Genomic DNA, 11,520 nt, shown 5'->3' with positions numbered 1-11,520 from the left:
CAAAAACAATCAAGAAATTAACTTTGTATCCATTAATACCAAACCGTGTACAAATATAACAAGTTTTGTTTAACAAAAAACAAATAAAAGTTAAACATTTTTTAAAAAACAAAAAAAAATTACATCACTTTAAGCAAATCAATCACTGATTCATAAGTTTTTATATCTGAGACAAATGAATCATTTTCAACCTCTAAAACCTTTTTACCAATGGCAATTAATTCATGTTGAGTATCCTTTAATGCTTCATCCAATTTTTTAAAATAATCGGACACTTTATCTGCCTGAGGCATAACAGTTAAAGATGTTACAAAACATATTTTAGCGTCGCTTTCAAAAAAATAATTTAAATTATTAATTGGCAAACTTTGCCCTAAATACACCGTATTAAACCCCCTTAAAACTAACTCATAATTTAAATACAATAATCCTAATTCATGAATTTCATTTTCAGGTAAAAACAACACGTAAGTTTTGGCTGAATCTGTTATAGTATATGCCAAGTTTTCAATATTTATTTGGATTTTCTGAGAAATCAAATTAGATATAAAATGCTCATGAGCAGGCATTAAAGTACTTGTTTGCCATAAAAGACCTATGTGATTCAAAAAAGGCATAAAAATATTTTTAAAAATTTCTCGAAATGTTTTTTGATGTAATAGTTTATTATATGTTTTATTAAACAAGACTTTATCAAACTGAAACATTGCTAATTTAAAAGCATTTATCGCCTCATCATTAACTGCTTTTTTAAAAGCTATTTCTCTCGCATTAACAATAATTTGTTCATCAGACATTAACGCTATTTTAGAAATCTTTATATTATTAGTATTTAGCAACACTATATTTAACAATTTTTGCAAACTAGATGAAGAGTAGTACCTAATATTAGTATCTGTCCTTTGTGGTTGTAATAAATTATAGCGTTTTTCCCAAATACGAATAGTATGAGCTTTTATACCTGAAATATTTTCGAGATCCTTTATCGTAAATACACTTTTTATATTGTTCAATTTTTTTGTTTTTTTATTCAACAAATATATAAACTTTAATAAAAATTATCTAATTAATAGAATCTAATTATTTTTGAAAAAACTTTATTTTACTTTTAGTATGATTTTTCAAACACAAATTCCTTTAAAAAAACAGCAACATGACCAAATTGATTATAACTCAAAGCTACTATTACTAGGATCTTGTTTTTCTGAAAATATCGGCAATAAATTAGCGTATTATAAATTTCAATCGAATCAAAATCCTTTCGGAATTTTATTTCATCCAAAAGCCATTGAAAAACTAATTACAAATGCTATAAATCAAAAAAAATATAGTGAGGAAGATATCTTTTTTCATAACGAACGTTGGCATTGTTTTGATGCACATTCTAGTTTAAGTTCTTCTAATAAAAACGAATTATTAAGTAATTTAAACAATGCGATACAACAAACATATCAGCAATTAAACGAAGCGTCGCATATTATTATTACACTAGGTACTTCTTGGGTTTATAGAGGAATTTCATCAGATAACATTGTAGCTAATTGTCATAAAATACCGCAGAAACAATTTTTAAAAGAAATTTTACCCGTTGATAAAGTTTATGAAAGTTTAGAAGCGATAACAACCTTAGTTAAATCAATCAATAATAATGCTATAATTACTTTTACTGTTTCTCCAGTTCGCCACATAAAAGATGGTTTTATCGAAAATAAGCGTAGTAAATCTCATTTATTATCTGCAATTCATGAAATTACCTCCTTTACACAAAGCAACAAAATCACATACTTTCCTGCTTATGAAATTATGATGGATGAATTGCGCGATTATCGTTTTTACGCAGAAGATATGATTCATCCAAACCAAACTGCTATTAATTATATTTGGAAAAAATATACCGAGGTTTGGTTTTCTCAAGAAACTCAACAAACTATGGAAAAAGTAAATACTATTCAAAAGGGAATTACGCATCGTTCTTTTAACCCTACTTCTGAAGCACATTTAAAATTCTTAAAAAATATTGAACAAAAAAAGGAAACACTTGTTAAAGCATTTCCTTTTATGAAATTTTAAATTTTATTATTTTGTAAGGTACTGATCTACGTTTTGCCAAGGACCACCGTTAATTACATCAATTCCATGCCCCTGTAAAAACTGCATTGCTTGTCCACTTCTACCACCGCTTCTACAAACAGCAATTACTGGTTTATTCCACGATTTAATTTCTTCTACATTTAAAGGCACTACTGTTAAAACGATATGTTTTGCTCCTTCACTATGTCCTTCATTCCATTCTTCTAAAGTACGTACATCTAACACTACTGCATCTTTAGCTAAATATTCTTGTATTTCGTTTGTCATTTTTTTCTTTCTAAATAAATTAAATAACCCCATTTGTTTTATGCCTATTAAGACAACAAATGTAATCCGTTTTCAATTAAATTTTTGTAACTCTTGTTACTCTTTAAGTTTTCTAAATGTTCTTTAAGTACTGTTTGTATTGTAAAATTATTTTTTAAAGCTAATTCATACAATTCTAAAGACAACAACCAATCTTCATTAAAATTATTCTTTAATTTTTTAAAAATATCATCAAGTTTATTTTCAGAAACCTCATCAATATCTCTCATCTTTCTAACCTCTTCATATAAACTATACAGTTCTTTTTGCGAAGGAGTATATTCGATTTTATGTGTTTTTGTTTCAGATACTTTTCCTAAATCTTGAAAAGACTCAACATCTGCTGGCCCAGAGTAAGCCGATACTAATTCTTTCCCTATTGCCATATCATAAATTCCCCATTCAGGCTGAAACAACACTTGCTCTTTATAAGTTACGGTACAGTTTTTAAAGGAAATAATTAAAATTTTACCTCTTAAATCACGAGTTCCTGTAATTACTTTTCCTTTAACCACAACTCCGCTTTCAAACTCTAATGTTAATTCTTCACCTTCATAAATACCATAAGCTTTTAAGTCACGCGGGCTCATATCTTCAATAGGCAAATTAATTCCTTTTAGCCTTCCTACCGGACTACCAAAACCTTCTGCATGGTATCTAATTCCATGCCCTATTAACTCTTTGTCTCTATTTGCTAAAGCTGTTGGCCCTGTAGTTTGTATGTATGCTACTTTTCCTTTAGTATCTTCAATTACGTTTGTAAATATTCCTGAAACTTGAACTCCAGTACTTAATTCGACAGTTCCTAAATTTTTAGAATCGATTAATTTTTCAACACCTTTTAAGCCTCCTGTTCTAAGCGCCATGGTGTTTGCAAACTCATTTAACACCAGGCTTAAATAGGCAAAATCTGGTGTTACAAACAACTGTGGCTGTGGCTTAGTAATATCAAAACTTACATTTGCAGCTTCAATAGAATATGGCACTTTTTTAACTTCATTTTGCATACACCATTTACTTTCACCAATAGATGACAATAAACCAGCGCCGTATATTTTAGGATCATCAAGTGTTCCTATTAATCCATATTCAACCGTCCACCAATGTAAATTTCTTATTTGCGCCATTTCAGATAATTCACCCATATTATCTTGCAACCACTCTACCTTTTTTTGCGCTTCGTTTATTTCTTTTTCAGTTGAATTCGGATTTTCTTTTAAAATAGATAATAGTCGTATTGCTTCATACATTTCGTAATCTTTTGATGACGAAATTGCTTTTGATCCTATTTCACCAAAACGACGTAAATATTCAGAATACTCAGGATTAGCAATAATTGGTGCATGTCCTGCAGCTTCATGAATAATATCTGGTGCTGGAGTATATTCGATATGATTTATAGTTCGCATATCAGAAGCAATTACCAAAACATTATAGGCTTGAAACTCCATAAATGCATTTGGCGGAATAAAGCCATCAACTGAAACTGCTGCCCAACCGATTTCTTTTAAAATACGGTTCATCCCTTCCATATAAGGAATCGTTTCAACCGAAACTCCTGTTTTTTCTAAGCCTTTTAAATAGGAAGCGTGTGCAACTTTACTTAAATAATCAACATTCATACGCATTACATAACGCCAAACCGCTTGATTTTGCGCTGTGTATTCATGATACGGTTGTTTTACTACAAATTTATGTAAGTGTTTTGGTAATTTCTTTGTGATTTCATTTAGCTCAAAATGAGATTCCATATTGTTGTTTATTTTGCTTGGTAAATTTAAGTTTTTTATAGTTCACAAAAAATCGATATTCGTTAAATTATATATTTTGTACATTTACTTTATCGTCAAAATTAAAAACTATGAGAAATCGCGGAAATTTAAAAGTTAGACTTTTAATTGGTGCTGCCATTGCACTGTTTGCTTTATTTAAATACTGTGCTAGTTCTGAAACGAATCCGTATACTGGTAAAACACAACATATTTCTATATCGCCAAAGCAAGAAATTGCGATTGGTTTAAGTAGTGCGCCGCAAATGGCACAACAACATGGTGGCTTATATCCGAGTCAAAAATACCAAGACTTGGTAGATCGGGTTGGCGAAAAATTACTTAGAAACAGCATTGCCAAAAACTCTGGATATCCTTTTGACTTTCATTTATTAAAAGATGAACGAACCATTAATGCTTTTGCCCTACCTGGCGGACAAGTATTTATCACTTTTGCATTGTTTTCTAAATTAAAAAACGAAGATCAACTAGCTGGTGTTTTAGGGCATGAAATTGGGCATGTTATTGGTAGACATTCGGCAGCTCGTATGGCTAAGCAAGATTTAACGCAAGGAATACTCTCAGGCGCTGCTGTTGGTTTTGATCCTAACACAGCACAAGGCATGGCATCTATCGCCAATGTAATTAACATGAAGTATGGGAGAAGTGACGAATTGGAAAGTGATGATTTAGGCGTAAAATTAATGATTGATGCAGGCTACAACCCTGAAAGTTTAATTGGCGTAATGGAAATTTTAAAACAAGCCGCTGGGCCTAATAGAACTCCTGAATTTCAAAGCACACACCCCGATCCTGAAAATAGAATTGAAAAAATAAAAGAGGCTATTCGTAAATATAAAGGGTAGTTGCTGTAAATAATATAATGAAAATTTAGACCTCACAGGTTTTAAAAACCTGTGAGGTCTTTTTGATAAATTAAAAACACAAAATTCCTTAATTTAAAACTACAACCAACAAATAAGCCTAGCCCCGATTGAAGCATTTGTTTGAGCTCTTTTTTATTTTTCTTAAAAAAAGCGAGTACGGAAAGCGGGAAACAGCTTCACATCATTTACAACAAACAATCGATTTCGTTATTTTTTAAAAATCAAGAAAAAATCTTTCTTACTTTTGTTTTTTAACACACAACAAATGAACAAGAAAGTAATTTTAATGATATTAGATGGTTGGGGAATTACCCAAGACCCTAAAGTATCTGCCATATACAACGCCAAAACTCCTTTTATAAATTCGTTATACGATAAATTTCCGCATGCCGAGTTGCGAACCGACGGTGAACACGTTGGTTTACCTGAAGGACAAATGGGAAATTCGGAAGTTGGACACATGAATTTAGGTGCGGGTAGAATTGTATATCAAAATTTGGCTAAAATTAACAAAGCTGTTAAAAATGGCACCTTAGCACAAGAAACTGAATTATTAAACGCTTTTGAATACGCTAAAAAAAACAACAAAAACGTTCATTTTTTAGGATTGGTTTCTAATGGTGGTATTCACTCACACATCAATCATTTAAAAGGATTACTTAGCGCTGCTGATGATTTTGGTTTGTCGAATGTTTTTTTACATGCCTTTACTGATGGTAGAGATTGTGATCCGAAATCAGGAAAATATTTTATTAATAATATTCAGGAACACATGCAAAAAACGACTGGGGAATTGGCTTCAATTACAGGTCGTTATTATGCTATGGATCGTGATAATCGTTGGGAACGTGTGCAATTAGCCTACGATGCTTTGATAAATGGTAAAGGAACTTTTTCAACAGATGCTATAAAAAGTATTCAAGAAAACTATGATGCAACTGTTACCGATGAGTTTATTAAACCTATTATTATGGTTGATGAAAATGAGCACCCAAAAACAACAATTAAGGAAGATGATGTGGTTATTTTTTTTAATTTTAGAACCGATAGAGGCCGTGAATTAACAGAAGCTTTAAGTCAAAAAGACTTCCCTGAATTTAATATGAAAAAGGTTCCATTATATTTTGTTACCATGACAAATTATGATGAAACTTTTAAAAACATCAACGTAATTTACAACAGTAATAATATTGAAAATACCTTAGGCGAAGTTTTAGAAACGGCTGGAAAAACTCAAATTAGAATTGCCGAAACTGAAAAATATCCACATGTAACATTTTTCTTTTCTGGCGGAAGAGAACAAGAATTTAATGGTGAAAAAAGATTACTTTGTCCATCTCCAAAAGTTGCTACTTACGATTTAAAACCCGAAATGAGCGCTTATGAAATTCGCGATGCCATAGTTCCTGAATTAAAAGAAGGAGCGGTTGATTTTGTTTGCTTAAACTTTGCTAATGGCGATATGGTTGGTCATACTGGTGTTTTTGAAGCTGCCGTTAAAGCATGTGAAACTGTTGATAATTGTGTTAAAGATGTTGTAACAACCGCTTTAGAAAATGATTATACAACTATATTAATTGCCGATCATGGTAATTGTGAAACAATGATGAATCCTGACGGAACACCACATACCGCGCATACTACAAATCCGGTTCCTATGATTTTAATTGACAAAGAATTAAAATCGATAAAAAATGGTGTTTTAGGTGATATTGCTCCAACTATTTTACGACTAATGAATGTAGAGCAACCTAAAGAAATGACTCAAAACTCACTTATTTAAAAACAAATGATGAAAAAAATCACTTATATTTTAATTGCCATATTGATTACTTCTTGTGCAAAAATCCAACAAAAAAAGCCAGCAGTAAAAGACAAAGACGGTAATTTAGTTGGTATTGCTACAAAAAAAGATTTTCAGCAAGAACCTTATGCTTCTGAATGGTTTAATGATTTTTACAGCTATTATGAAACAGATAAAAATACTATTACTCAATTAAAATCCTATTTAAAAGAGGTAACTATTAAAGGTTTTATGGGAACTTGGTGTGGCGATAGCCAAAGAGAAATTCCTAATTTTTATAAATTATTAGATCAATCAAATTTTAATTACCGAAACCTTGAGTTGGTAACAGTTAATCGTAAAAAAAAGGCTAACGGGTTAGAAAAAGGATTTAATGTAGTTAGAGTTCCAACTTTTATCTTTTATAAAGACGGAAAAGAAATTGGTCGTTTTGTAGAACACCCTGTTGATGGAAGCTCAATTGAAGAAGATATTTTAAAAATAGTTTCTGGTAAACCATATACACATCCGTATCAAAAATAACCGTAAATTTGCGCCTCAATATTTTTAAGATGATCAAAGCAAAAACTAGAGAAGAAATAGAAATCATGCGCGAAAGTGCCTTAGTAGTATCAAAAACCTTAGGTATGCTTGCTAAAGAGGTAAAACCTGGAGTTAGTACTTTACAACTTGACAAGTTAGCTGAAGATTTTATTCGTGAACAAGGAGCTATTCCTGGTTTTTTAGGATTGTATGATTTTCCGAACACACTTTGTATGAGCCCGAACTCACAAGTAGTACACGGAATTCCTAACAAAACCCCTTTACAAGAAGGTGATATTATTTCTATTGATTGTGGTGCTATTAAAAATGATTTTTATGGCGATCATGCGTATACTTTTGCAGTAGGTGAAATTGCTACTGAAACACAGAAGTTACTAGACGTTACTAAACAAAGTTTATACGAAGGAATTCGTGAGCTTAAAGTTGGTAATCGCGTTGGTGATGTTGGTTTTGCTATTCAAAATTTCACCGAAAAACATGGTTACGGAGTTGTTCGTGAATTGGTTGGTCATGGTTTAGGACGCGTAATGCACGAAGATCCTGAAATGCCAAATTATGGACGCAGAGGTCGTGGTAAAAAGTTTATTGAAGGGATGGTTGTTGCCATTGAACCTATGACAAACCTAGGAACTCACAAAATACTACAACATAATGATGGTTGGACAATTACAACTTTAGACGGTAAACCTTCTGCTCATTTTGAGCACGATGTTGCTATTATTAACGGTAAACCTGAATTATTATCTACCTTTAAATATATTTATGATGCTTTAGGTATTGAAAGCAATGAAGAGGATGAGTTTAGACGCGAATTACTCTAATTAGCACAAATTAAACTATGAATAATAACCTTTTATACAAAGATGAAGCCTATAAGATTATTGGTTGTTGTATGGAAGTTCACAAAGTGTTAGGAAAAGGATTTAATGAGGTAGTATATGGAGATGCTTTAGAAATAGAGTTTACATCCCAAAATATTCCTTACAAAAGAGAGGTTAAGTTTAATATTACATATAAAGACAAAATAATTCCTCATTTTTATTTTGCTGATTTTGTAATATATGATAAAATCATCTTAGAGGTTAAAGCTATAAAAGAATTAAATTCTAGTCATATAAAACAAACATTAAATTATTTAGCTACCTCTAAATTAAACTTAGGGCTACTTATAAATTTTGGCGAAGATAGCCTTAAATATAAAAGGGTAATTTTAAATAAGTTAGTGTAAATTCGAGAAATCTGTGTCTTTTTTTAAATCCATATTAAACACCATTCCAAGACCTTTATTAATTAAAGCTAGCTATTGGGTTCGTCCAATAATTACATGGTGGTTAAAAGGTGATAATTTTACCGATCCTATTGATGGTAAATCATTTCGTAAATTTTTACCTTATGGTTATGGTATACAACGAGAAAATGCACTTTCTCCTTCTACACTATCATTAGAAAGACATCGTTTACTTTGGTTATACTTACAAAATGAAACCGATTTTTTTTCTTTGGATAAAAAATTAAAAGTTTTACATATTGCACCTGAACAATGCTTTCTAGACATTTTTAGGAAACAAAAAAACTTAAAGTATATTACTTCAGATTTAGAATCACCAATTGCTGATGTAAAGGCTGATATTTGCGACTTACCTTTTAAAGACAATGAGTTTGATGTTGTTTTTTGCAATCATGTGCTAGAACATATTCCTAATGACACCAAAGCAATGCAAGAACTCTATCGCGTATTAAATACTGGTGGCTTTGGTATTTTTCAAATTCCGCAAGACTTAAATAGAGAAATTTCTTTTGAAGATGACACTATCACCGATCGTAAAGAACGTGCCGAAATATTTGGCCAGTACGATCATGTTCGCGTATACGGACGTGATTATTTCGATAAACTTCGCTCTATTGGCTTTAAAGTTGATGAAGTTGACTTCACAAAAAAAATCGCCCCAGAAAAACTAGAACGATTTGCTTTAATGAAAGGCGAAATTTTGCCCGTGTGTTTTAAGAGTTAATTCACAAACTCCATTAATTCATTATTTTTATCATTATACAACAACACCACTTTTAACTCAGGATGTGTTACCAAAAATTGCTTTGTTCGCTCTAATCCCATTGCCAAAAAAGCAGTTGCGTAGGCATCTACATCAGCACAATCTCCTTTTAACTTAACTGATACACTTAGTAAATTACTTTCTTCGGCCAACCCTGTTTTTGCATTTACAGTATGTACTATTTTTTTCCCCTCGTCGCTTACCTTATACTTTCTATAATTTCCTGAAGTTGCCATAGATTGATTATCTAATTCAATTATTTTTTGAACCGATCTTGTTCCGTCAGTATTTGGCTCTTCAATAGCTACCCTCCATAACTTTCCTTGTTTTTTACCTCTTGCTCTAATTTCTCCACCAATCTCAACAAGATAATTTGATATGTTTTTACTTTCTAAAAACCGCCCAATAACATCAACTCCATATCCTTTAGCAAAAGCATTGACATTAAATTCAATATTCGGATTATCTCTATAAACCCTTCTATTTTCCAATCTCACCTTGTCAAAACCAACATCTTTCATTAATGAGTCAATTTCATCTTTAGATAGCTCTTTTTTTGATTTCCCTGAACCAAATCCATAAGCATCAATTAACCTACCAATCGTAGGATCAAAATATCCATCCGTTTCTTCATAAATTCTTTTTGCCTTGCTAAAAACTTCTATAAACATATCATCAACAACAATTGTTGAATCCCCTTTGTTTATTTTAGAAATATCAGAAGTAGGCATATAAGTTGAGAGCGATTTATTTACCAAAGTAAACAAGCTATCTATTGATTGTTGATAATCAACTTTATCTACATAAGTAATGTGATAGGTAGTTCCGAAAACAAAACCTTCTAATTTAGTTTCTGAAATTCTTGACTCATTTTTGCAAGAAAGAGACACAATTAAAACCGCAAAATAAAATATCTTTTTAATCATCTTTAAAAATTTATTGGCAAAAATAATTTATTATCACATCATAAAAGATTGTTAATTATCTTTTTTGTAGCTTCATTTTTATAACTTTGTTTTACAATTACATTAATAACATTGTAAAAAACAATATAAGATGAAAAAAATTTTCTTATTCCTTACAGCTTCTATCCTATTAGCATCTTGTGCTTCTACGAAAGAGTTAGATGCTTTAAAAACAAAACATGAAAAAACAAAAGAAGAATTATTAACTGTAAAAGCAAATTTAACTAAGTGCTTGGTTGAAAAAGAAAGTTGTGAAGATAAAGTTTCTACGCTACAAGCCTCGGTAGGTGATTTGAAAGCTGATAAAAAAAATACGCTACAACAGGTTGAAAACTTAACAGTTTTAACAAAAGGAGCCAATGACAACATTAAAGAAACACTAACTCAGTTAAGCAAAAAAGACAAATACATTAATAAAATTAGAGCTGCTGCATCTAAAAAAGATTCTTTAAACTTAGTAGTTGCTTTTCACTTAAAGAAAGAGTTACAAGATGGAATTAACGATGAAGATATCACTGTAAATGTTGAAAAAACAGTAGTTTTTATCTCTATTTCTGATAAATTATTATTTAAAAGTGGTAGTTATAATATCTCTGACAAAGCCTCTAAAGTGTTAGCTAAAGTTGCTACTGTTGTAAACGGACAGCCAGAAATGGATGTTATGATTGAAGGACATACAGACAACACTCCTGTTTCCAAAGGATCTGCCTTGAAAGACAATTGGGGATTAAGTGTTTTACGAGCAACATCAATCGTTCGCGAACTACAAAACAAACACAAAGTAGCGCCTAGTAGGTTAATTGCAGCTGGTAGAGGTAGCTTTTCTCCTTTGGTTGCCAATGATACTCCTGCTAATAAAGCAAAAAACAGAAGAACTAAAATTATTATTCTCCCTCGTTTAAATCAATTTTTTGAATTGTTAGAGCAAAAAGCAGAGTAACATCATTCTTAAAAACATTAAAAAAGACTACTTGTTTAAGTAGTCTTTTTTTTTTCAAAAAAAGGAACGTTCTTTGTTGTTTATAATCAAACATACTATGCAAAGCATTCTTTTACCTAAAAGATTTCAACTCTTAAAAACATTTAGTTTAACCGTATTACTTT

The 11,520-nt window shown here is 31.1% G+C and carries 12 protein-coding genes; 8 read left to right on the top strand and 4 right to left on the bottom strand.

Translation table 11 applies throughout. The features are described 5' to 3' along the window. Positions 1–119: 119 nt before the first annotated feature. On the bottom strand, positions 120–1,013 hold the full coding sequence (locus Q4586_RS07530; protein WP_303527963.1) for a MerR family transcriptional regulator: 894 nt from the start codon (positions 1,011–1,013) through the stop codon (positions 120–122). Positions 1,014–1,113: 100 nt separating this feature from the next. On the opposite strand from Q4586_RS07530, the gene Q4586_RS07525 reads away from it, so the two are divergent. Further along, positions 1,114–2,070 (top strand): GSCFA domain-containing protein, encoded by a 957-nt coding sequence (locus tag Q4586_RS07525; protein WP_303527959.1) that lies wholly within the window; start codon positions 1,114–1,116, stop codon positions 2,068–2,070. A gap of 6 nt (positions 2,071–2,076) precedes the next feature. Here Q4586_RS07525 and Q4586_RS07520 read toward each other — a convergent pair whose 3' ends face one another. Beyond that, positions 2,077–2,358, bottom strand: a complete 282-nt coding sequence (locus tag Q4586_RS07520; protein ID WP_271406244.1) for a rhodanese-like domain-containing protein — start codon at positions 2,356–2,358, stop codon at positions 2,077–2,079. 47 nt (positions 2,359–2,405) lie between these two features. Further along, entirely contained in the window at positions 2,406–4,148 is a 1,743-nt protein-coding gene (locus Q4586_RS07515; protein ID WP_303527955.1) for an aromatic amino acid hydroxylase, read from the bottom strand. Between the two features lie 110 nt (positions 4,149–4,258). Here Q4586_RS07515 and Q4586_RS07510 point away from each other — a divergent pair, with 110 nt between their 5' ends. From Q4586_RS07510 to Q4586_RS07485, 6 genes are all read left to right on the top strand, one after another. Then, positions 4,259–5,032 carry a M48 family metalloprotease gene (locus Q4586_RS07510; protein ID WP_303527952.1) on the top strand — a complete coding sequence of 258 codons (774 nt, stop codon included), beginning with the start codon at positions 4,259–4,261 and terminating at the stop codon, positions 5,030–5,032. Positions 5,033–5,318: 286 nt separating this feature from the next. Beyond that, positions 5,319–6,836, top strand: coding sequence for a 2,3-bisphosphoglycerate-independent phosphoglycerate mutase (gene gpmI / locus Q4586_RS07505; protein ID WP_303527949.1), 1,518 nt, complete (start codon positions 5,319–5,321; stop codon positions 6,834–6,836). 6 nt (positions 6,837–6,842) lie between these two features. Then, positions 6,843–7,379, top strand: a complete 537-nt coding sequence (locus tag Q4586_RS07500) for a TlpA family protein disulfide reductase (protein ID WP_245662314.1) — start codon at positions 6,843–6,845, stop codon at positions 7,377–7,379. A gap of 29 nt (positions 7,380–7,408) precedes the next feature. Further along, entirely contained in the window at positions 7,409–8,221 is an 813-nt protein-coding gene (map, locus tag Q4586_RS07495; RefSeq protein WP_303527946.1) for a type I methionyl aminopeptidase, read from the top strand. A 17-nt stretch (positions 8,222–8,238) separates the two neighbouring features. Beyond that, positions 8,239–8,628, top strand: a complete 390-nt coding sequence (locus Q4586_RS07490; protein WP_068702788.1) for a GxxExxY protein — start codon at positions 8,239–8,241, stop codon at positions 8,626–8,628. Between the two features lie 13 nt (positions 8,629–8,641). After that, a complete protein-coding gene (locus Q4586_RS07485) occupies positions 8,642–9,412 on the top strand; it encodes a class I SAM-dependent methyltransferase (RefSeq protein ID WP_303527941.1) in 771 nt (256 codons plus the stop codon). Here Q4586_RS07485 and Q4586_RS07480 read toward each other — a convergent pair. Further along, positions 9,409–10,377, bottom strand: a complete 969-nt coding sequence (locus Q4586_RS07480) for an FAD:protein FMN transferase (RefSeq protein ID WP_303527938.1) — start codon at positions 10,375–10,377, stop codon at positions 9,409–9,411. The genes Q4586_RS07485 and Q4586_RS07480 overlap by 4 nt on opposite strands. Positions 10,378–10,507: 130 nt before the next feature. On the opposite strand from Q4586_RS07480, the gene Q4586_RS07475 reads away from it, so the two are divergent. After that, complete coding sequence (locus Q4586_RS07475) at positions 10,508–11,356, top strand: OmpA/MotB family protein (protein ID WP_303527936.1); 849 nt, start codon at positions 10,508–10,510, stop codon at positions 11,354–11,356. Positions 11,357–11,520: the final 164 nt, after the last annotated feature.

Origin of the sequence: Tenacibaculum soleae, from assembly GCF_030549005.1 — a bacterium.
Taxonomy (GTDB): Bacteria; Bacteroidota; Bacteroidia; order Flavobacteriales; family Flavobacteriaceae; genus Polaribacter; species Polaribacter soleae.
The sequence above is the reverse complement of the archived record's forward strand: the minus strand, read 5'-3'. Positions and strand labels throughout refer to the sequence as shown.

Coding starts and splice junctions, on each gene's coding strand:
- Q4586_RS07525 (WP_303527959.1), top strand. CDS start 1,114: ATGATTTTTCAAACACAAATTCCTTTAAAAAAACAGCAACATGACCAA.
- Q4586_RS07520 (WP_271406244.1), bottom strand. CDS start 2,358: ATGACAAACGAAATACAAGAATATTTAGCTAAAGATGCAGTAGTGTTA.
- Q4586_RS07515 (WP_303527955.1), bottom strand. CDS start 4,148: ATGGAATCTCATTTTGAGCTAAATGAAATCACAAAGAAATTACCAAAA.
- Q4586_RS07510 (WP_303527952.1), top strand. CDS start 4,259: ATGAGAAATCGCGGAAATTTAAAAGTTAGACTTTTAATTGGTGCTGCC.
- gpmI (WP_303527949.1), top strand. CDS start 5,319: ATGAACAAGAAAGTAATTTTAATGATATTAGATGGTTGGGGAATTACC.
- Q4586_RS07500 (WP_245662314.1), top strand. CDS start 6,843: ATGATGAAAAAAATCACTTATATTTTAATTGCCATATTGATTACTTCT.
- map (WP_303527946.1), top strand. CDS start 7,409: ATGATCAAAGCAAAAACTAGAGAAGAAATAGAAATCATGCGCGAAAGT.
- Q4586_RS07490 (WP_068702788.1), top strand. CDS start 8,239: ATGAATAATAACCTTTTATACAAAGATGAAGCCTATAAGATTATTGGT.
- Q4586_RS07480 (WP_303527938.1), bottom strand. CDS start 10,377: ATGATTAAAAAGATATTTTATTTTGCGGTTTTAATTGTGTCTCTTTCT.
- Q4586_RS07475 (WP_303527936.1), top strand. CDS start 10,508: ATGAAAAAAATTTTCTTATTCCTTACAGCTTCTATCCTATTAGCATCT.